Genomic DNA, 22,137 nt, shown 5'->3' with positions numbered 1-22,137 from the left:
TAACAAATTTATGTATTTTTTAAATTCAGCATTAAATACTTTTGCATAAAAATCTTGCATTATGACATTTCAGGAATTACAACCAAAAATAAGCGCTATTGTGGCTGATACAGCTGCTGCCAGAGACGAAAAATTACTATCGATCTGTAAACTATTGAACGAAAACGTTGAATATTACAACTGGGTAGGGTTTTATTTTGCCAATCACGAAAACAAGACCCTTCATTTGGGTCCATATATAGGAGCAGAAACGGATCATACAGTGATTCCTTTTGGAAAAGGAATTTGCGGTCAGGTTGCCGAAAGCAATGCTAATTTTGTTGTACCGGATGTTGCGGCGCAAGACAATTACATCGCTTGCAGTTTTACTGTGAAATCAGAAATTGTAGTTCCATTATTTGTTAACGGACTCAATATTGGTCAAATTGACATTGACAGCCACGTTATTGATCCGTTTACAGAGGCTGACGAAAGGTTTTTAGAATTTGTGAATCAAGAAGTTGCAAAATTATTCTAAAAAATAAAGGAATCAAACCGTTATCAAATGGTGCTTTTTCGATTAAAATATTTAATATTTAAATTTTTCAATCTTTAAATTTATTTTTTCGAAAAAAAAATGTAATTTTGCACCCGTCTTACAAGAGATGTATGACATACATAAAAATCATTAAATAAATATTGGAATGTATTTAACTAAGGAAAAAAAAGAAGAAATCTTCGCACAACACGGTGATGCTAAAAACACTGGAAAAGCAGAAGGTCAGATTGCATTGTTCACTTACAGAATTTCACACTTAACTGAACACTTGAAAAAAAATCGTCACGATTATAACACTGAGCGTTCTCTTGTACTATTAGTAGGTAAAAGAAGAGCTTTGTTGGACTACTTGAAAAAGACAGAGATCAACAGATATCGTGAGATTATCAAAGTATTGAATATCAGAAAATAATCAATATAGAAAAGAGGTGCGAAAGTGCCTCTTTTTGTTTTTTACGGAATTTATTTATTACAAGCATTTTATAAGAAAAAAAGTTTGGTTTTTCATTGGGTTTTAGAAACAACAACTACACACAACAACAACTACAACACAACTAAAACCCATTGTATAACCAATAAGGAAAAAATTTATGATTCCACAATTATTTGTAGAAAAAATCGATTTAGGTGATGGCAGAAGCATCACAATCGAGACAGGACGTTTGGCTAAACAAGCGGATGGTTCTGTAGTAGTAAGAATGGGCGACACGATGTTACTTGCGACAGCAGTTTCAGCACGTACCGCTAACCCTAATGTTGATTTTTTACCTTTAACGGTAGATTATCGCGAAAAATTTGCTGCAGCTGGTCGTTTCCCTGGAGGTTTCTTCAAAAGAGAAGCAAGACCAAGCGACAATGAAGTATTAACAATGAGATTAGTAGACCGTGTTTTACGTCCACTTTTCCCAGACGATTACCATGCAGAAACTCAGGTTATGATTCAATTAATGTCTCATGACGAAGAAGTTATGCCAGATGCATTAGCTGGTTTAGCTGCCTCTGCGGCTTTAGCTGTTTCTGATATTCCATTTTACAACTTAATTTCAGAAGTTCGTGTTGCACGTATCGACGGAAAATTTGTAATCAACCCGAGTAGAGAAGATTTAGCAAAATCTGACATCGACATGATGATTGGTGCTTCTTTAGATTCTGTTGCTATGGTTGAAGGTGAGATGAAAGAAATTTCAGAAGCTGAAATGGTTGAAGCAATTAAATTTGCTCACGAAGCTATTAAAGTTCAGATTAACGCACAATTACGCTTACAAGCTGCTTTTGGTAAAAAAGAAATTCGTACTTACGAAGGTGAGAAAGAAAACGAAGAAATTTACAAAAAAGTAAAAGCTGCTGCATACGATAAAATTTACGCTATTGCGAAAGTTGGATCTGCTAAACACGAAAGAAGTGCTGCATTTGCTGAAGTAAAAGAAGAAGTAAAAGCTTTATTTACAGAAGAAGAATTAGCTGCTGATGGAGATTTAGTTTCTAAATACTTCTACAAAACAAACAAAGAAGCAGTTCGTAATGTAGTATTAGAATTAGGTGTTCGTTTAGATGGTAGAAAAACAACTGACATCAGACCAATTTGGTGTGAGACTGATTATTTACCAAGAGTTCACGGTTCTGCTTTGTTTACACGTGGAGAAACTCAAGCTTTGGCTACAGTAACTTTAGGAACTTCAAGAGAAGCAAACCAAATCGATTCTCCTTCTGAACAAGGTGAAGAGAAATTCTACCTGCACTATAACTTCCCTCCTTTCTCTACTGGTGAAGCAAAACCACTAAGAGGAACTTCAAGAAGAGAAGTTGGTCACGGTAACTTGGCACAAAGAGCTTTAAAAAACATGATCCCTGTTGATTGTCCATATACAATTCGTATTGTTTCTGAAGTTTTAGAATCTAACGGTTCTTCTTCTATGGCAACAGTTTGTGCCGGAACTATGGCGCTTATGGATGCGGGAGTTCAAATGGTAAAACCAGTTTCTGGAATTGCTATGGGATTAATTACTGACGGCGAGAAGTTTGCTGTATTGTCTGATATTTTAGGTGATGAAGATCACTTAGGTGATATGGACTTTAAAGTAACCGGTACTGCTGATGGTATCACTGCTTGTCAAATGGACATCAAAATTGATGGTTTACGTTATGACATCATGGAGCAGGCTTTAAATCAAGCTCGTGACGGTCGTTTGCATATTTTAGGTAAATTAACTGAAACTATTGCTACTCCAAGAGGTGATGTAAAAGCATACGCACCAAAAATCATTACCAGAACTATTCCTGGAAACTTTATTGGCGCTTTAATTGGACCTGGAGGAAAAGTAATTCAAGAATTACAAAAAGCTACCGGAACAACTATCGTGATTAACGAAGTTGATGAGCAAGGTGTTATTGAAATTTTAGGTACAGATCCTGCGGGAATTGAAGCAGTATTGGCAAAAATCCAATCGATTACTTTCAAACCACAATTAGGAGAAGCTTACGACGTAAAAGTGATTAAAATGCTTGATTTTGGAGCTGTAGTAGAATATCTTGCTGCACCTGGAAACGAAGTATTACTTCACGTATCTGAATTAGCTTGGGAACGTACTGAAAACGTTGCTGATGTAGTTAAAATGGGAGATGTTTTCCAAGTAAAATACTTAGGAGTTGACCCTAAAACTAAAAAAGAAAAAGTGTCTAAAAAAGCGCTTGTTCCAAGACCTCCACGTGAGGAGAAAAAAGAGTAATCAGATCTTAGTTTACTAAAGGTTTATTTATAGAAAACCCCAATTCATGTATATGAGTTGGGGTTTTTACATATTGAGAACAATCTAAATCGACAATTCTTCTGCAAGCAGGCATTTGGATCAAGTCTAAAAGTTGAACACGAATTACACGAATTTTCACTAATTACTATGTGAACCTTAGAATAGATTAAATCATTTTAATCCTTTAATCAGTGGTAAAACTTCCGCACTAACAGTCTCAACAATTAATTCGTAAAAATTCGTGTAATTCGTGCCTAACTTTTACTGGTGTTGCCTTTACTCTAAACCAGAATACTTTTTTTACCATAGATTTCAAGAAAGTGCGCTTGAGACTTTGTCAAAGAATTACCAACCCGGGACACACCTGTGTGCAAAAAAAAGCCACAGATTAAAAGATTAAAAGGATTTCAAAAATCTGTGAAAATCTTTTTAATCTGTGACTAAAAAATGATTTGTAAAAATTCGTGTAATTCGTGGCAAAACTTTCCAACCAAGAATCTCAAGATTAATCCGTGAAAATTAGTGTAATTCGTGTTCAACTTTTAGATTCGATCCAAGCATTTTCTATTTCATGTAAATACTTAAAATGTAAATACCTCCTTTTCCAGCCAGAAAATCACAAAATCAAAACCTACAGGATAATCCGCGACTAAAGAACAGAATACATTCCTCCATAATGCCTTTCGAAAAACCAGAATATGGTGTAAATAACACAACTATTCAGGTTAATTTATAATTTTACAAATACTACACCTTAGCCCGCTAAATCATTGGGATTTTATTCAATCAAACCCTCGGATTTTTAAGATTTTTTAAAGATTTTATTCTAAATACAGCTACTATTCCTTACATTTTAACACATTTGTGTGTAATACGTAACATTTTTTTGATACATTTGAGATCATCAAATCAAATCATCAAAACCATACAATCTTTGAAAAATTATCAAAATAAGTCAATTTTCCTTATTTTATTTGGATTATTCTTACAAATTTACACCGTACGCAGCCAATCAAGCAATACTACATCCTTAAACAGCTGGTTTGACAAAACCATTGGCAAAAGCAACTTAGATCTCTATAATGGGCCACGTTATGTGAACCTTTACAGGACTCTTGACAAAAGTCATAGTTTCTACCTGACCAATGACTATAGCAAGGGAAACCTCAATTATCAAAACCAAAATTATCATAATCTTGACCTCAAATACGATGTCAATAATGACATTTTAGTTTTGAAAGCCAATGGCGAATACGACTATTTAGGCATCAGCCTAATCAAAGAAAAAACAGCTTACTTTACGCTTAACAACAAAAGGTTTGTTAATATAAATTTCAACAACCCAACCTGCCCTATCTTCATGAACGGTTATTATGAAGAACTTACTTTCTCTAAGACCAACACGCTTTACATCAAACATCATAAGACCAAGACAAAAGTTATTGACACTAAAAGAATATCAGACGGAACCAACCTGGCCAGTTCTGATGAGTTTAGAGACAAAAACGAGTATATCTTAAAATACAAAGATGTCTACTACAAGATCAGCTCAAAAAGCGATATTATTAAAATTTTTCCTGAGCACAAAAGTGACATAAGAAAGTACTACAACTCTAACTCTCAATTAGAAGAATCCGATAAGAACGTTTTTCTTGAAAATCTAATCAAAAGAATCAACAACCTTATCCCTAATGAAGCCAATTAAAAAAATGAGAAAAATTATACTTACCCTATTTTTATTCGCTTTTCATACATTAACATTTAGTCAGGAAAAAAAGAATAACATCTCCATTGAATTTAAAAATGCTGATCTAAAAACAGCTATTGAAAGCCTCGAAAAAACCAGCGGCTACAAGTTTTATTTTGATGAGAACTGGATAAAATCCAATACTTTTTTGATAAACAAAACCTATACAGACACTTCACTGGAAGAAGTACTTGCCGGTGTTTTTGAAAACACGAATCTAAATTACTTCATCACAGATAAAAAAATAATACTGACGAAAAACAGTATCATACACAGTACATTACCCGATAATTACTTCGAACCTGTAATTGCTACTTCAGCAGTTATTGCGGCAAACAAGACCGTAACAAAACCGCTGTTCCATCAACAACTCGATACAAAAAAACGAAATACTACTGTTAATGGGATCGTATACATAGGGAAAGAGAAAAAGGGAGAAGAATTAAAATCATTCACCTTATCCGGTATTATAAAAAATGAAAAAAATAAAAAACCGCTTTCTAACGTAACCATCAAAGTACGCGATAAAGAGATCAGTACAACAACAAATGAGCAGGGGTTTTACAAAATCGAACTGCCTTTTGGTCTTAACTATATCCAAATAGAGTCCATCAATCATAGAAAAGATACGCAACCTGTTATGATTTATGACAATGGTAGTTTAGACGTATCCCTTCACGAAAGTATTAATGAACTGGACGAGGTTGTTATCAACAAAAATGCCAATAGAAATGTAAAAACAGCTGTAGCCGGAGTTTCTACTATAGACGTGGAAGGAATAAAAAATGTCCCTCTGGTTCTTGGAGAACGTGATATCTTTAGAGTTGCCACTACTTTACCGGGAATAAAAACTACAGGTGAAGGATCTGCAGGCTTCAACGTACGTGGAGGAAAAGACGATCAGAATTTAATTCTTTTAGACAATGCTGTTTTATACAATACCTCACATTTTCTTGGTTTTTTCTCTGCAGTAAACCCGTATACAACCAGCAAAGTTGATATTTACAAAGGAAGTATCCCTTCCCGATTTGGAGGAAGACTATCTTCCGTTTTTGATATTACCACAAAAAACGGTAATCCCGAAAAATTTACAGGTGAAGCGGGACTTGGAGCTGTAACCAGTAATCTTTCGATAAGTACTCCAGTTATAAAAAACAAGTCAAGTTTGATTGTAGGGATAAGAGGTACGTACTCTGAATGGATTCTAAAGAAATTGGAAGACGAATCGCTAAAAAACAGTCAGGCTAATTTTTTTGATGCAATCGTAAAATACAATCACAAAATAACAGCCAATAACACTATTGAATCTACCTTATACTATAGCAAAGACCGTTTTAGCATCTCTTCAGATTCTGTGTACAAATACAGCAACGCACTAGTTTCTTTAAAATGGAATCACTCCTTCAACGCTAAAAGCAAAGCCGATTTAATATTTACAAATAGTGAATACAAGTTTAACATTGACTACAACAACGGAGGAATAAATTCGTTTGATTATGGTTATAAATTAAATGAAAGTCAGCTTATTTTAAATGGGAATTACAACCTAAACAAAAAACATGCTTTCAACTATGGTATCTCAAGTAAGCTTTATAACGTTGACCCGGGTTATCTTAATCCGAAAAAACCGGATGAGGCAACCCTAATTCCGGTAAACATAGACGACGAAAAAGCAATAGAATCTGCGGTTTATTTTTCAGACAATTTCAATGTAACTGAAAAATTGTTAATCACTTTAGGTCTGCGATATTCAAGATATTCAGCACTGGGCCCAGCAACAGAAAGAATCTATCAAAGTAATTCTCCCATCAACGACGATACCGTCATAGGAACCCAAGATTACAAGAAAAACGAAGTCATTAAAACCTATGGCGGATTCGAACCCCGAATTGCCGCACGTTACTTAATAACAGACGATTTCTCTGTAAAAGCCAGCTATGATAAAACATATCAATACATCCATTTATTAACCAGCAACACCACGCAATCTCCTACAGATGCCTGGAAGTTATCAGATACACATATTGCCCCTCAAAATGCACAGCAATTTTCATTAGGTTTCTACAAAAACTTAGACGATGATAAATTAGAACTTAGCTTGGAAGGATATTATAAAAAATCAGACAATCTGTTAGATTATAAAGTTGGAGCTGAATTGTTATTAAACAAAAACCCGGAAACACAGCTGCTTCAGGGAGAAGGAAAAGCATACGGAGTTGAGTTACTACTTAAAAAAAATGCAGGAAAACTTAATGGTTGGCTAGGTTATACTTATGCCCGTACTTTTATCAAATCTGACAGTCAGTTTATTGATGAGAAAGTAAACAATGGTCATTATTACCCAACAAATTTTGATAAACCACATGAAGTAAGTGCGGTATTAAACTATAAATTCACAAAAAGATATAGTTTATCTACCAATTTTGTGTACCAATCCGGAAGACCTATCACCTATCCAATTGGAAGTTACGAATACAACGGACTTAAATATACCTTATACAGCGACAGAAACAAGTTCAGAATTCCGGACTATTACCGTTTAGATGTAGGTTTTAACATTGAGGGCAATCACAAAATTAAAAAGTTATCACATAGCTTTTGGAACATTTCTATATATAACGTCTTAGGAAGAAACAATCCTTATTCCATCTTTTTTGTGACCACTAATGGTCAGATAAAGGCCTACAAAACGTCTATATTTTCGGTGCCAATTCCAACTATAACTTACAATATCAAATTTTAGTAATTTATAGATGAAATATACCATTCGACATATTAATTTGCTGTACAAAACAATTGTTTTGTCTCTTTTTTGTCTTTTCATTAGCAGTTGCACGGAGCAATATGTTTTTAAAACTAATACGTTTGAAAGCATTCTTGTCGTTCAGGCAAACATTACAAATGAATTAAAAAAACAAGAAATTAAAATTACCCGATCCTATCGTCTTGAGGAAAATGGACCAACTCCTGAAGATGGCGCAACTGTTTATGTAACAGATAGTGATAAAAATACTTACGAATTTGAATTTGAAAAATCCTCAGGGTTTTATGTTTCAAATACTCCATTTCAGGCTATTACCGGAAAATTATACCAACTAAACATTACATCCAAAGACGGAAAATCCTATTCGTCTGAAGTTGAAACTTTAACTACTGTAAATGAAATTAAGGTCGAGCCAATAATCGAAACAATCGATGGAGAAAAAGGTGTACAAATAAGGGTAACCAGTAATGATCCAACCTCAAAGTCACAATTTTACAGATTTGAATTCGAAGAAACCTACAAAGTAGTAGCTCCCGATTGGAATCCTAATACAATTATAGTAGACCCGAGTAATCCCGGTCCTTATTTTACTTATCTGGTAGTTCCCCACAAAAAAGAAGCAAGAGTCTGTTACACTACCAAAAAATCTGATGACATCATTTTAATAAGCAACGTTGGCCTTAGTGAAGATCGCATCGATTTACCGATCCGTTTTATAGGTGTTAAGGATCCTATTATTCTTCAGCGTTACAGTATTATTGTACGGGAGTATGTTCAGAATTTAGCCTCATACACCTATTATAAAACATTAAAAAGTCTTTCTACTTCTGCAAGTCTCTTGTCACAAGTGCAACCGGGCTTTAATTATGGTAATTTAAAATCAAATGACGATGCAGACCAGAAAATAGTCGGTTATTTTGAGGTCTCATCCGTTTCATCAAAAAGAATTTTCTTTAATTTTAGAGACATTTTTATACAAGATCAGTATCCGCCATTTTTTACCCCTTGTTATGTCAAAGAATATGCTAATTGTTGGGGTGAGGTCGGTTGTAGTGGCCCAAAAATACATTCGTTAGTTGCCGGATCGGGATTTGAAGAGGTATATTATGCACAGCGAAACAAGATGGCAACCCTGTTATTTGTTACTGCAGGATGTGGCGATTGTTCTAAAATTTCTTCTAACATCAGACCTTTATTTTGGGTCGATTAAAGAAGCACAGTACAACTAATAATAAAAAAATTAGCTGACACAAAATAGTTCGTTAATCAAAATGAAATCACAAATTTATCTCTTTATGAAATCTATAGTTCAACATAGTAACCTTTTATACAAGACAGTTGCCCTGATGCTCTTCTGCCTTTCTATAGGTAGTTGCACTGAGCAATATGTTTTTCAAACCAATACCTTTGAAAGTATACCGGTTGTTCAGGCCAACATTACAAATGAGTTAAAAAAACAGGAAATAAAAATTACCAGATCTTATCGTCTGGAGGAGTATGGACCAACTCCTGAAAAAGGGGCAAGTGTTTATGTAACCGACAGTGACAACAATACCTATGAATTTGAATTTGAAGATTTCTCCGGTCTTTATGTTTCAAAAAATCCTTTCCAGGCGATTACAGGGAAGTCATACCAATTAAATATCACAACAAACGACGGCAAATCATACTCGTCTGCAACGGAGACTCTGACTCCTGTTAACGAAATTAACGTAGAACCAAAAATAGAAACAATAGACGGAGAAAAAGGAGTACAAATAGTGGTGACCAGTCAGGATCCAAGTTCAAAATCACAATTTTACAGATTCGAATACGATGAAACCTATAAAATAATATCTCCGGATTGGAAACCAAATAAGTTGACCCCCGATCCAAGTAACCCTGGACCAAACTATACTTATTTGAGTATTCCCAGAGGTAATAGCGAATCAAGAGTATGTTATACCACAAGAAAATCAGACGATATAATATTAGTAAGCAATGTAGGTCTTAGCGAAGACAAAATCAATCTGCCCATACGTTTTATAGATATTAAAGATCCTATTCTTTATGAACGATATAGCATTGTTGTACGCGAGTATGTTCAGAATTTAACCTCATACACTTATTATAAAACACTAAAAAGTCTTTCGACTTCCGCAAGTCTTTTATCACAAATCCAACCGGGGTTTAATTATGGTAATTTAAAATCAAATAGTAATCCTGACGAGAAAATAATTGGCTATTTTGAAGTATCATCCGTTTCCACAAAAAGAATCTTTTTTAATTTCAGAGATATCTTTATAGATGACCCTTATCCCTCGTTTATCGCAGATTGTAGTCAAAAAATAGAATTACCTAATTGCTTTACAGAAAAATTCTGCCGCGGCCCACAAATATATTCTATCGTTACCGGGTCCGGAAGAGAGTACGTCTATTTTGCAACTCTTAGTGGTGGTGGTGACTATGCAAACTATGTTTTTACTCCTGCCCCTTGTGGCGACTGTACTAAAATTTCATCTAACATTAAACCTTTATTTTGGATAGATTAAAAAAAATAACCGGCACAATCATGCTACTAGCAATAAATACTTTTGCTATGGCACAAAATAGTTCGTTGAGCAAAAGTGAACCGATTAGTATCGCTACTAACGAAACCCTATTTGTTCATTTAAACAACACAACCTTAATTGCAGGAGAAACACTGCATTGTAAATTGTATTGTACCAATCCGACCAATAACACCTGGAGTGAAATTAGTAAAATAGCCTATGTTGACCTTGTTAATAGTGACAGCCAAGTTATTTTTAGTAATAAAATCTATTTGGATAACGGAAAAGGACAAGGGGATTTTTTCATTCCAACAACCATTGAAACAGGCAACTACAAACTTATCGCCTATACCAAATGGATGTTGAACAAAAAGGATTTAAAAATAGCAAAAACGGACCTTTTGCTAATAAATCCGTATTTGGTAAGCAACAAAACGAATTCGGCAAGCAAAGAAACCAAAACAACAGGAAACGAATCTGTTACCGAAAATTCAATCAAAGACAAAACGTTTGCCATACAACTGGATAAAACTACCTTTCAGGAAAGAGAACAAGTCGCATTAAAAATAAAATCATTGACCGCTGAAACAAACAAAGGAAGTTACTCTCTCTCTGTAAAAAAAATCGACAATTTACCTTCTAAAAGACAAATGAATGCTGCTGAGTTTGTAAAATTCAACACCAATAATGAGCTGACAAACCGTATGAATGATTCGATCCGTTTTCTTCCGGAACTTAGAGGCGAGATTATTTCAGGCAGCATTACAAACAATAAAAACCCTGGAGAGATAAATCATAAAACCGTGGCTTTATCAATACCCGGTAAAGAATATGCTTTTAAAATAACACAGACAAACCCATCCGGAAAGTTTAATTTTATTCTGGATAAAGACCCTAATTATTCTAATGCCGTTGTTCAAATAATAGGCAATGATAAAAATGACTATAAAATAGACGTTGACAAAAATAAAGGATACAACTTATCTGATCTAAAAAATACAGATGAAACATTCTTAACTTCTGATTACAAAAGCACTATCGAACAACGATCGATCGCCAATCAGATCGAAAATGCCTATTATTCACTAAAAAAAGACAGCATTACCAACGGTTCCAGTGTTTATCCGTTCTATAATCCTTTACAAAAAGAATACATTCTTGGCGACTACACCAAGTTTCCTACTTTAAAAGAAACCATTACAGAAGTTATAAAAGAAATGTACTATCGTGAAAAAGACAATAATTACTCTTTAAATCTTAGAGATATAAATTATGATCTGGAATACTTTTCTGAACCCGCTTTGGTATTAGTTGACGGACTTCTGATTCAGAACGTAAATGAGTTATTCACCTATAAAACAGAAAACATATATAAAGTAAGTATCGTTCCCGGCGTTTATTTTTATGGTCCAAAAGCTTTTAACGGTGTTATAAATTTCACAACTAAAAACAATGATTATGTGACTTCAGCGCACGGTAATTTTATTTTAAATACTGAAATTCAAAGACCTCAAAATAAAATCATCGCGTTTAAACAAAATTATAACGACCAAAACAAAGAGAATAGAATTCCGGATTACAGATACCAATTGCTTTGGGAACCTCAATTAACTTTAGAAAACAAAGAAAATACCGTTTCGTTTTTCACTTCTGATGTATCAGGAAAATACGAAATAAGTCTCGAAGGTTTTACTGAAAACGGGCTTCCTGTTTCTGTAAAAGAAATCATAGAAGTAAATACTTCAAATTAAATTCACTACCATTAACGAATAAAACTCCTTTTTTCAAGATTTGAAGAAAGGAGTTTTTTGTTCTTCAAATTCATTATATTTGAAAACGTATTAGAAACCACTACAATTTTCATTACTAGTGAGACAGAAAGCACCTTATTAACTACAAGATTTACAACAAACTAAGCCAACTTCAGAAACTCGACACAATATTTTTAAAATTATTTTCACTTCGTTGTAACTTTTTCTATACTTCCTACGTATAACTATTTGTACACTTTAAAAAAATAGGGAGACAACAACATGAGACAACTTAAAATCACCAAGCAGGTAACCAATCGTGAAACTGCATCGTTAGATAAATATCTACAAGAAATCGGAAAAGTTGACCTAATTACCGCAGATGAAGAGGTAGAATTAGCACAAAGAATAAAGGCTGGTGATCAAAGAGCTTTAGAAAAATTGACAAAAGCCAACCTACGTTTCGTAGTTTCTGTGGCAAAACAATATCAAAATCAAGGATTAACACTTCCTGATTTAATTAACGAAGGAAACTTAGGTCTAATTAAAGCGGCTCAACGTTTTGATGAAACTCGTGGTTTCAAATTTATTTCTTACGCAGTTTGGTGGATTCGTCAATCGATCCTTCAGGCTTTGGCAGAACAATCACGTATTGTACGTTTACCATTAAACAAAATTGGTTCTATCAATAAAATCAACAAAATGTATGCCTTATTAGAGCAATCTAACGAGCGCCCACCTTCTGCTGAGGAAATTGCAAAAGAACTGGATATGACTGTAAATGATGTAAAAGAGTCTATGAAAAACTCTGGTCGTCACTTATCTATGGATGCACCTCTTGTTGAAGGAGAAGATTCTAACCTTTATGACGTTTTACGTTCAGGAGAATCTCCAAACCCGGACAGAGAATTAATTCATGAATCCTTACGTACTGAAATCGAACGTTCTTTAGAAACATTAACGCCAAGAGAGGCAGATGTTGTTCGTTTGTATTTTGGTCTTGGTGATCAACACCCAATGACTCTTGAGGAAATTGGAGAAACTTTCGACTTAACTCGTGAGCGTGTACGTCAGATTAAAGAAAAAGCAATCCGCAGATTAAAACATACTTCAAGAAGTAAAATTCTTAAAACGTATTTAGGATAAAAATATTTGTTTCAGGTTTAAAGTTTCGAGTTGTTTTAGTAACTTGAAACTTTAAACATGAAACCTTTTTAACGCAAACAACAGTTTGATTGACTGTTCGTTTTTTGATTGATGATTGAAACTCCGGCTGATTACCGGAGTTTTTTATTTTTTATAAGTACATTTGCAAAAAACAACACAACATACCACTACACAATGAAGAATACACTTATAGCTCCTTCTGTTTTAGCAGCCGATTTTGCCAATTTACAACGTGATATCGAAATGATTAATAACAGTGAGGCAGATTGGTTTCATATTGATATTATGGACGGTGTTTTTGTCCCGAATATCTCTTTTGGAATGCCTGTTTTAGAAGCCATTTCAAGACATGCAAAAAAAACAATTGATGTTCATTTAATGATTGTGGATCCGGACAGATACATAAAAACTTTCGCTGATTTAGGTGCAAATGTACTAAGCGTACATTACGAAGCGTGTACCCATTTACACCGAACGCTACAAGCAATCAAAGCCGAAGGAATGAAAGCCGGAGTAGCCATCAACCCTCATACCAATATTGATTTATTAGAAGACGTTATCAATGACATTGATCTGGTTTGCATCATGAGTGTTAATCCTGGTTTTGGAGGACAATCTTTTATTGAAAATACTTATACAAAAGTAAAAAAGCTAAAAGAGCTGATTACCAGAAAAAATGCAGCAACACTTATCGAAATTGACGGTGGTGTAACCAATAAAAATGCGAAACAACTAGTAGAAGCCGGAGCCGATGTTTTGGTAGCTGGAAGCTTTGTTTTTAAAGCTGAAAACCCAACAGCAACTATTGCGGACCTAAAAGTCCTGACTGCTTTTTAAATTTTTCAAATTCGGAAAGAAATCAATTCCGGTCGTTTTTTCGATCGTTTCTATCGGAACGACAAAATCGTAAAGTGATCGATCGCTATTTTCATTTGGAACTAAAAATGCAATGGCCTTGTGCTGAGTCCCTGATTTAGCCAGAATGATTTTATAAAAATATTTAGGAACAGCAACTTCTTCTGTTCCTATTTTTTTATCCGAATCTTTCAAAACACCTCCGGTAACCACATAAATATCGTTGTATTTTCCTGCCCAGTAGCGTGTTTTCTGTTCTATTCTGTTCCAGATTCCACTATTAAAATCATGTTTTTGAGGCGAAATATTAGAGGTATAAAAAGTATCGTTATAGGCATTTTTATCAAACTCCATATCACCGGCAGGACAAAGATGTCCTTTATCATAACCTGATTTTTTATAATTCCTCCAGTCGGCTGAACCTGTTGTTACTTTGGGATCTTCAATAAAATAGGGACGTTTATAATCTCCATTTTTCAAATATTCTTTTTTAAGTTCATACGCCACCCACTCTGCCTGTTCGAACTTTTCATTATAAGACAGCGTATAGTATTTATGTTTTACAATTTGTTTCGTTGTGGATGTGGGCAAATACGCAATAGTATACAACGAATCTGTACTGTTTTGATTGGAAACAAAAAGAGCTTTTTCTTCCTTTAATTCCTCTTTTACTACTGTTTCTTTTTTACACGAAAAAAACACCATACTTACCAAACTCAAAACTAGAAATCCTCTCATATCGTTATACTTTTAATCCATAAAAAAACGCTCCGTAAATATAAACTTTCGGAGCGTTTTAATAACAAATTATTTTTCTTAAAAACTAAGACTTCACTAATTTATCTTTCTTCATTTTTGAAGAATTACTTTTCACCATATTACTTTTGGTTTGTAAATCATCTAAAACATTTAGTGCTTCTTCTACATAAACGTCTTTAGATAATGCTTGGTGCCAAGCTTCTCTTTTCTCTTTTAAAGTAGCATCACTTTTAATCTCAAGCTCTTCATAAGGCAAAGATTTAAATACCAGATTGTTTTTATAATCTGAAATTGGTTTGTACTTTTTACCTTCGTTTTCAACCTGTTCCTGAGTCGCTTTAAAGTTTGTAATGTTCAAGCTGTACGTATTCTCTTTGCTCTTCACATCAATCCATTTTGCGTTGTCTTCAATTAAGTTGAATTGCGGATTTTGAGCAATTCTGTTTTTACTGTTCGCAATTGCTCTGGTAAAATTTTCGTTTGAAGTCCAGGTAACATAATCAGCCTGATCTATTTTATCCCAAGGCATTGCATTGTCAATATCACGCTCTCCCATTTTCAGATAAGCATAACGATCCGGCATCACCACATCACTATGAACCCCTTCTAATTGAGTTGAACCTCCGTTAATTCTATAGAATTTTTGTCCTGTAATTTTCAAAGCACCTAAGTCGCCATAATTTGCATTACGAACAAACTGATTCAAATCAAGTACATTTTGCACAGTTCCTTTTCCGTAAGTTTGCTTACTTCCAATGATAACACCACGTTTGTAATCCTGAATTGCCGCAGCTAATATTTCTGATGCAGAAGCCGAGAAACTGTTAACCATAATTACTAATGGTCCGTCCCACTCGATTTTTTTATCTTTATCGTATAAAACTTCTTTCTTTTTACCTGCAGATTTCACCTGAACAATTGGTCCTTCTTCAATAAATAGACCGGCAATATCAACTACTGTAGATAAAGATCCACCACCATCATCACGAACATCCAATACAATTCCGTTGATATCTTCTTTTTTCAGTCTTTCTACTTCAAGAGCAATATCTTTTCCGGCATCGCGACCGTCTTTGTTTTCAAAATCGATATAAAATTTAGGTAAATAAATTACACCATATTTCAATCCGTTCTTTTCAACAATACTTGATTTTGCATACGTTTCTTCAATTTCTACTACGTCTCTGATTATCGAAATAACTTTGATGCTTCCATCTACTTTTTTAACGGTAAGTTTAACTTCAGTTCCTTTGTGTCCTTTAATTTTTTTCACAACATCATCCAAACGCATCCCTACAACATCTACAGGCTCTTCGTTTCCTTGTGCTACTTTCAAAATTAAATCCCCTGCTTCAAGTTGTTTTCCTTTCCAGGCAGGTCCACCCGAAATTAACTCGTCTATTTGAGTAAAATCATTTTTCTTGGTTAATCTTGCTCCAATACCTTCCAGTTTTCCACTGATATTAACATCAAAACGGTCTTTGTCTTCCGGAGCAAAATAACTTGTGTGCGGATCAAAACGAGCCATAATAGAATTTACGTACACAGAAAACCAATCTTCTTTATTTAAATCTTTAATCAGACTGAAATTATCGTCTAGTGATTTTAAAGAGCTGTCACGTGTTTCTTTCTCTAAAGCTTCGAAAGATTTTGCTTTGTAAGCAGGATCTGTTTTCTTTTTGTCTTCTTCTATTTTCTGTTTGGCAACAAGTGAAGAAAGGGTAGAAAGTTTAATTTGCTTTCTCCATCTTTCATTAATTTCAGTTGTGTTTTTTGCGTAAGGCAAATGCTCGTAATCAGAATTAAAAGTTTCATCAACACTATAGTTGAATGGCTGCGCTAAGATAGTCTTATATCTCTTTTTGCTTTCCTCCATACGTTTCATCAATCTGGTATAAGTCAGGTTGAAAAAAGTAAGGTCTTTATTTAAAAACTGATCATCCAACATGAGCTCATATTGCTTAAATTCTTCAATATCAGATTGCAGGAAGAATCTTTTTGAAGGATCCAGCGCCTCAATATAATCCTTAAAAATTCCCTTAGAGAACTCATCATTAATTTCTGCCGGACTATAATGTCCTTTTTCTATAACAAAAGCTAATAATTCTAAAAGTGTTTTATCTCTATTTGGGTCCGGATCAACTTTATTATCTGCATTTATTTTGAAAGCAAACAAGGTTACCGACAAACATAATACGGCTATAAGTATTTTATAATTTCTTTTCATAAATTTAATAATAGCATTCATCAATTTTTTAATCTAAGTTACGGTAAAAACTATGCCACTAAAGCCAAGTTCACTATAATTTTTTGTTAAAGGTATAAAAATGTTTGACTTGCCAAAGCCAACTTTTATTTAGTTGATAAATTTTATTTTATTTGTAACTATTCTACAAAAATCTGTCACTACATTTGCTTTTATAATCCTATTAATTACCTAATATTTCTAAAATGAAACACGAAAAACCACTTATATTAGTTACCAATGATGATGGAATTCTGGCACCGGGAATCAGAGCTTTGATAAGTGTTATGGAAACAATCGGAGACGTACTTGTTGTCGCTCCCGACAAACCTCAAAGTGCCATGGGACATGCCATTACGATAAACAACACGCTATATTTGGATAAAATATCTAAAGAAAATGCGAAAACAATCGAATACAGCTGTTCCGGAACTCCTGTCGATTGTGTAAAACTGGCCGTAAATGAAATCTTAAAAAGAAAACCCGATTTATGCGTTTCTGGCATTAATCACGGATCAAATTCTTCTATAAATGTAATTTATTCCGGAACTATGAGTGCCGCTGTTGAAGCTGGAATTGAAGGAATTCCCGCGATTGGTTTTTCTTTGTTGGATTATGACTGGAATGCCGATTTTGAGCCTATAAAATCATTCATAAAAAAAATAACCTTAGAAACGCTTGCCAATAAATTACCGGAAGGTGTTGTTCTGAATGTTAATTTTCCAAAGTTAAAAGAGAACGAAATTAAAGGAATAAAAGTTTGTCGTCAGGCCAAAGCGCTTTGGGTTGAAAAATTTGACAAACGACAAACTCCATTTGGTAAGGACTACTACTGGCTTTCGGGGAAATTTGTCAATGAAGACAAAGGAGAAGACACAGACGAATGGGCACTTGAAAATGGATACATCTCAATAGTTCCCGTACAATTTGATTTGACGGCGCACCATTCAATACAGCAACTTAACACTTGGGATTTAAATGAATAAAAAAGAGATACTGGCAGGTTTTATTGTGGGGATTTTCACTTCTCTTTTAGGAAGTTACTTATTCATTACCTTTTTTACGCCATTTGACTTCTCAACAGGGATTCAAACTATTAAAGAATATGGTTATTTAGGGAAAATCATCACTTTGGGAACCCTTTTAGATCTTGTCGTTTTTGCTTTTTTCTTAAAACGAAACAAAGAATTTATGGCACGGGGCGTAATCCTGGCAGTGATTGTTTTGGCAATTTCTACTGTATTTATTTAAATCTTATCTTTGCCTTGCAAAAAAAATAGTTGTGTTGAAAAACAGAGCACCTCTTCAAAAAAACGAATATGAAATATTACATAATAGCTGGTGAAGCCTCCGGAGACCTACATGGTTCTAATTTAATGAAAGCCTTATACGAGGAAGATCCTCAGGCCGAAATCAGATTCTGGGGTGGTGACTTAATGCAAAAAGTGGGCGGAACTTTGGTAAAACACTATCGCGAATTGGCTTTTATGGGTTTTGTGGAAGTTATTTTTAATCTAAAAACCATTTTAACCAATATTACTATTTGCAAAAAAGACATTGCCGCTTTTCAACCGGATGTTATTATTTTTATTGACTATCCGGGGTTCAATATGCGTATTGCAAAGTGGGCTAAAGCTTTAAATTACAAAACACACTATTATATTTCGCCACAAATCTGGGCCTGGAAAGAAAGCAGAATCAAAGCAATCAAACATGATATTGATAAAATGTTTGTCATTTTACCTTTTGAAAAAAGCTTTTATGAAGACAAACATCATTTTCCAGTAGCTTTTGTAGGGCATCCGCTGATTGATGCGATTCAGAATCAGCCAGCCTTTGATGAAGCTGTTTTTAGAAAAGAAAATCAATTAAGCGACCGACCAATTATTGCTGTTTTACCGGGAAGTCGTCAGCAGGAAATCACCAAAATGTTAAGTGTAATGCTGAGCGTAGTAGACGATTTTCAAGACTATGAATTTGTAATCGCCGGTGCGCCAAGTCAGGATTTTGGGTTTTACCAGCAATTTATCACCAATAAAAACATCAAATTTATCTCGAATAAAACCTATGCCCTGCTTCGATCATCGACTGCGGCTTTGGTTACCTCGGGTACTGCAACTTTAGAAACGGCTTTGTTTAAAGTTCCTGAAGTCGTTTGTTATAAAGGAAGCAACATTTCGTATCAGATTGCAAAACGCATTATTACCTTAAAATACATCTCTCTGGTTAATTTAATCATGGATCAGGAGGTTGTGACCGAGTTAATTCAGAGTGACTGCAATACGAAACGCATAAAAGAAGAGTTATATAAAATACTGGAACCTGCTTACCGTCAAAAATTGTTGCAAAACTATGATATTTTAGAGCAAAAATTAGGAGGTGTCGGAGCCAGTAAAAAAACAGCAAAACTTATTGTTGCTGATTTAAAACCGCTTTAAAAAATTTTATTTTGAAAAAACTACTCGTTTTACTCTTTTCCGCTCTGCTTTTTGCTTCTTGTAAATCAAGCTCCACTGTAGTAGATAAAAAGGAATCAAAGCGGGAGAACAAATATGCAGTAAAACATTTAGTCGATGTAGCAACGGATAATCTTGGCGTGCGATACAAAGCGGGAGGCACAACTAAAAGTGGTTTTGACTGCTCCGGATTGGTCTATACTGCCTTTCAAACCGAGAATATCTCAATGCCAAGAAGTTCTTATGAGCAATCTAAAATCGGGAAAGTTATCCAATTTAAGGATGCTCAAAAAGGTGATTTAATTTTCTTTAAGACCAACAGAAGCAAACAAATCAATCATGTTGGGCTAATTACGGAGGCTAATTCAAACGAAATAAAATTTGTACATTCTTCTACTTCAAAAGGGGTCATAATCTCCTCCACCAAAGAAGCTTATTATCAAAATTCTTTTGCTCAGATCAACAGAGTTCTCGAATAATATTTTACAAACAAAATAACTTTTTTCTTACAAATTTTTAATACTTTTAAAACATGAAAGTATTAGATTTTCCGTTGACTAAAATCACAATTGCCTTTATAATGGGCCTATTGGTTTCTTACTATTGGCTACCTGGCTTTTTAGTAACAACTGTCTCTGTTGTAAGCATTACAATTCTTTTTTCAATCTTTTATTTTGCATCAAAAAAGAATAAAAAACACCTCGTTTTTTTTGGAATAAGCACCTACTTACTTTCCTTTTGGCTGGGTATCATCAGCTTGCTACTGCATACAAATACACTTCAACAATCTCATTACAGTCATTACCAAAAAGGATTCGAAAAGCCACATACTATGTCTTTTACTTTAGTTGAAAAGCTAAAGGGCAATGTTTACAATGATCGTTATGTTGCCGTTTTAAATCCTATTGAAAACAGCTTTTATCAAGGAAAAATTATTGTAAATATCGAGAAAGACAGTGCTTCAAATAGGTTAATTATTGGAAATACAATTCAAACAAAAGCCACTTTACAGCACCTGGGAACAGTAAAAAATCCCTATCAATTTGATTATGGAACTTATCTGGCCAACAAACAAATATATGCCCAGGTTTTTATTTCTAAATCCGAAATCAGAATTAACAAAAAAGTCAACAGAACTATTTGGTTTTATGCCGCAAAACTACACTCAAGGATCATTTACAACCTTACTAAAGCAGGTTTAAACAAAACCGAAATGAATGTAGCGATGGCCTTGATTTTAGGTCAGCAGCAAGAAATTTCACCGGAAACCCTTAAAGATTATCAATATTCAGGAGCAACACATGTTTTGTCTGTTTCAGGACTGCACGTAGGTTACATTATGTTATTTATTCTTTTTCTTCTGAAACCGATCCCCAATACACGTAAGGGCTCTTTTATAAAGCTAATTACCATTTTGGTGGCACTAGGTCTTTTTGGTATTATCTCTGGCTTATCACCTCCTGTTTTGCGCTCTGTGGTCATGTTTTCCTTTCTGGCTATCGGGAATCATCTTAGAAGAGGCAGCAACATTTATCACACCTTACTGATTTCTGCATTGTTAATTTTGTTATTTGAGCCTTATTTTTTATTTGATGCGGGATTTCAATTGAGTTATATTGCCTTATTCTCGATTCTTTGGATACAGCCATTATTAAAAGAGATTTGGAAACCCACAACCAAAATCCTGACTTATCTCTGGGAAGCTTTAACGGTTTCCTTTGCCGCCCAAATTGGAACATTCCCAATTTGTTTGTATTACTTTCATCAATTTCCTTCTTTATTTTTCGTAACCAATATTCTTATTCTTCCGGTCTTATCGTTTACAATGATTGCCGGAATTGTTGTACTGCTCATTTCTGTCTTTACCGGCTGTCCTATAATCTTCATACAGATTTTTGAAAAAAGCATTTATCTGTTAAATACAATCATACACTATATCGCCTCTTTTGAGTTTTTTGTTATTCGCGACATTCGCTTTAATTTTTATTATTTACTTACTTATTATCTACTAATCATTACGACTGTTATCTGGCTCAAAAAACCAACTTACAGTAAATTAATCGCCACTATGGTTTCTATAGTTTTTGTTCAGCTGGCCTATATTAGCACCAAAAAAGAGGTCGAAAACAAATCGGAACTAATTGTATATCATATCAAGAAAAAAACCATTATCACTGAGCGAACGGGTCAAAACATTACCCTCTTTGCAAATGATACTCTTTTAGGAAAAGACTCCCTTCAAAAAAATATAAGTTCCTATTTGGTGGGGAGTTTTGGACTGCTGAAGTCGACCCGTACAATTAAAAACATCTTCTTTTTTAATTCTAAAAAAATCTTTCTGATTGACAGTAGCGGAGTCTATAAAAAAGCTATTTCTCCTGATGTTCTCCTTCTAATACAATCTCCCAAAATAAATCTGGATCGTGTTTTACTTGACTTAAACCCAAAAATAGTAGTATCGGATGGATCCAACTCTTATTCGATTCAAAAACGTTGGCAAATAAGCTGCTCCAAAAGAAAAATCCCTTTTCACTCTACCGGTGAAAAGGGATTCTATAAATTAAATTAGCCACTACC

17 protein-coding genes are annotated in these 22,137 nt (G+C 34.3%); 15 read left to right on the top strand and 2 right to left on the bottom strand.

Annotated features, from left to right (window positions below):
* Positions 1-61: 61 nt before the first annotated feature.
* The 10 genes from ACHRV5_RS09225 (at position 62) to rpe (ending at position 14,082) form a co-directional block, all read left to right on the top strand.
* Complete coding sequence (locus tag ACHRV5_RS09225; protein WP_395426553.1) at positions 62-517, top strand: GAF domain-containing protein; 456 nt, start codon at positions 62-64, stop codon at positions 515-517.
* 166 nt (positions 518-683) lie between these two features.
* Positions 684-950 (top strand): 30S ribosomal protein S15, encoded by a 267-nt coding sequence (rpsO, locus tag ACHRV5_RS09220; RefSeq protein WP_047772760.1) that lies wholly within the window; start codon positions 684-686, stop codon positions 948-950.
* Between the two features lie 178 nt (positions 951-1,128).
* Positions 1,129-3,264, top strand: a complete 2,136-nt coding sequence (locus ACHRV5_RS09215) for a polyribonucleotide nucleotidyltransferase (protein WP_230004405.1) — start codon at positions 1,129-1,131, stop codon at positions 3,262-3,264.
* 955 nt (positions 3,265-4,219) lie between these two features.
* Positions 4,220-4,990: a hypothetical protein gene (locus tag ACHRV5_RS09210; protein WP_395426552.1), complete on the top strand. Its 771-nt coding sequence runs from the start codon at positions 4,220-4,222 to the stop codon at positions 4,988-4,990.
* A gap of 4 nt (positions 4,991-4,994) precedes the next feature.
* On the top strand, positions 4,995-7,775 hold the full coding sequence (locus tag ACHRV5_RS09205; protein ID WP_395426551.1) for a TonB-dependent receptor domain-containing protein: 2,781 nt from the start codon (positions 4,995-4,997) through the stop codon (positions 7,773-7,775).
* 10 nt (positions 7,776-7,785) lie between these two features.
* Positions 7,786-9,006 carry a DUF4249 domain-containing protein gene (locus ACHRV5_RS09200; protein ID WP_047772756.1) on the top strand — a complete coding sequence of 407 codons (1,221 nt, stop codon included), beginning with the start codon at positions 7,786-7,788 and terminating at the stop codon, positions 9,004-9,006.
* 85 nt (positions 9,007-9,091) lie between these two features.
* The gene (locus ACHRV5_RS09195; RefSeq protein ID WP_395426550.1) at positions 9,092-10,327 is read left to right on the top strand and encodes a DUF4249 domain-containing protein; all 1,236 of its coding nucleotides are present in this window, start codon (positions 9,092-9,094) and stop codon (positions 10,325-10,327) included.
* Positions 10,328-10,347: 20 nt separating this feature from the next.
* Positions 10,348-12,078 carry a hypothetical protein gene (locus ACHRV5_RS09190; protein WP_395426549.1) on the top strand — a complete coding sequence of 577 codons (1,731 nt, stop codon included), beginning with the start codon at positions 10,348-10,350 and terminating at the stop codon, positions 12,076-12,078.
* A gap of 282 nt (positions 12,079-12,360) precedes the next feature.
* Positions 12,361-13,224 (top strand): RNA polymerase sigma factor RpoD/SigA, encoded by an 864-nt coding sequence (locus ACHRV5_RS09185; protein ID WP_007804760.1) that lies wholly within the window; start codon positions 12,361-12,363, stop codon positions 13,222-13,224.
* Positions 13,225-13,419: 195 nt separating this feature from the next.
* Complete coding sequence (gene rpe / locus ACHRV5_RS09180; protein WP_395426548.1) at positions 13,420-14,082, top strand: ribulose-phosphate 3-epimerase; 663 nt, start codon at positions 13,420-13,422, stop codon at positions 14,080-14,082.
* Here the strand turns inward: rpe and ACHRV5_RS09175 are convergent.
* Positions 14,059-14,838, bottom strand: coding sequence for a DNA/RNA non-specific endonuclease (locus ACHRV5_RS09175; protein ID WP_395426547.1), 780 nt, complete (start codon positions 14,836-14,838; stop codon positions 14,059-14,061). The genes rpe and ACHRV5_RS09175 overlap by 24 nt on opposite strands.
* An 85-nt stretch (positions 14,839-14,923) precedes the next feature.
* Complete coding sequence (locus ACHRV5_RS09170; RefSeq protein ID WP_395426545.1) at positions 14,924-17,107, bottom strand: carboxy terminal-processing peptidase; 2,184 nt, start codon at positions 17,105-17,107, stop codon at positions 14,924-14,926.
* A gap of 203 nt (positions 17,108-17,310) precedes the next feature.
* Here ACHRV5_RS09170 and surE point away from each other — a divergent pair, with 203 nt between their 5' ends.
* The 5 genes from surE (at position 17,311) to ACHRV5_RS09145 (ending at position 22,129) form a co-directional block, all read left to right on the top strand.
* Positions 17,311-18,090 (top strand): 5'/3'-nucleotidase SurE, encoded by a 780-nt coding sequence (gene surE / locus ACHRV5_RS09165; RefSeq protein ID WP_230004399.1) that lies wholly within the window; start codon positions 17,311-17,313, stop codon positions 18,088-18,090.
* Positions 18,083-18,355, top strand: coding sequence for a hypothetical protein (locus ACHRV5_RS09160; protein WP_395426544.1), 273 nt, complete (start codon positions 18,083-18,085; stop codon positions 18,353-18,355). The genes surE and ACHRV5_RS09160 overlap by 8 nt, the downstream gene beginning before the upstream one ends.
* Before the next feature lie 68 nt (positions 18,356-18,423).
* Positions 18,424-19,542, top strand: coding sequence for a lipid-A-disaccharide synthase (gene lpxB, locus ACHRV5_RS09155; RefSeq protein ID WP_230004398.1), 1,119 nt, complete (start codon positions 18,424-18,426; stop codon positions 19,540-19,542).
* Positions 19,543-19,553: 11 nt separating this feature from the next.
* A complete protein-coding gene (locus ACHRV5_RS09150) occupies positions 19,554-20,039 on the top strand; it encodes a C40 family peptidase (RefSeq protein WP_047772745.1) in 486 nt (161 codons plus the stop codon).
* 53 nt (positions 20,040-20,092) lie between these two features.
* Entirely contained in the window at positions 20,093-22,129 is a 2,037-nt protein-coding gene (locus ACHRV5_RS09145; RefSeq protein ID WP_395426543.1) for a ComEC/Rec2 family competence protein, read from the top strand.
* Positions 22,130-22,137 lie beyond the last annotated feature (8 nt).

The sequence above is a fragment of the Flavobacterium sp. FlaQc-52 genome, from assembly GCF_044007495.1.
Classification (GTDB): Bacteria; Bacteroidota; Bacteroidia; order Flavobacteriales; family Flavobacteriaceae; genus Flavobacterium; species Flavobacterium cupriresistens.
This window is presented reverse-complemented; position numbering and strand designations above follow the sequence as displayed.

Bases quoted from the DNA above. Each gene is read 5' to 3' on its own strand.
- lpxB (WP_230004398.1), top strand. From the start codon at position 18,424: ATGAAATATTACATAATAGCTGGTGAAGCCTCCGGAGACCTACATGGT.
- rpe (WP_395426548.1), top strand. From the start codon at position 13,420: ATGAAGAATACACTTATAGCTCCTTCTGTTTTAGCAGCCGATTTTGCC.
- ACHRV5_RS09225 (WP_395426553.1), top strand. From the start codon at position 62: ATGACATTTCAGGAATTACAACCAAAAATAAGCGCTATTGTGGCTGAT.
- ACHRV5_RS09145 (WP_395426543.1), top strand. From the start codon at position 20,093: ATGAAAGTATTAGATTTTCCGTTGACTAAAATCACAATTGCCTTTATA.
- ACHRV5_RS09170 (WP_395426545.1), bottom strand. From the start codon at position 17,107: ATGAATGCTATTATTAAATTTATGAAAAGAAATTATAAAATACTTATA.
- ACHRV5_RS09190 (WP_395426549.1), top strand. From the start codon at position 10,348: ATGCTACTAGCAATAAATACTTTTGCTATGGCACAAAATAGTTCGTTG.
- ACHRV5_RS09205 (WP_395426551.1), top strand. From the start codon at position 4,995: ATGAGAAAAATTATACTTACCCTATTTTTATTCGCTTTTCATACATTA.
- ACHRV5_RS09215 (WP_230004405.1), top strand. From the start codon at position 1,129: ATGATTCCACAATTATTTGTAGAAAAAATCGATTTAGGTGATGGCAGA.
- ACHRV5_RS09195 (WP_395426550.1), top strand. From the start codon at position 9,092: ATGAAATCTATAGTTCAACATAGTAACCTTTTATACAAGACAGTTGCC.
- ACHRV5_RS09175 (WP_395426547.1), bottom strand. From the start codon at position 14,838: ATGAGAGGATTTCTAGTTTTGAGTTTGGTAAGTATGGTGTTTTTTTCG.
- surE (WP_230004399.1), top strand. From the start codon at position 17,311: ATGAAACACGAAAAACCACTTATATTAGTTACCAATGATGATGGAATT.
- rpsO (WP_047772760.1), top strand. From the start codon at position 684: ATGTATTTAACTAAGGAAAAAAAAGAAGAAATCTTCGCACAACACGGT.
- ACHRV5_RS09200 (WP_047772756.1), top strand. From the start codon at position 7,786: ATGAAATATACCATTCGACATATTAATTTGCTGTACAAAACAATTGTT.
- ACHRV5_RS09160 (WP_395426544.1), top strand. From the start codon at position 18,083: ATGAATAAAAAAGAGATACTGGCAGGTTTTATTGTGGGGATTTTCACT.
- ACHRV5_RS09185 (WP_007804760.1), top strand. From the start codon at position 12,361: ATGAGACAACTTAAAATCACCAAGCAGGTAACCAATCGTGAAACTGCA.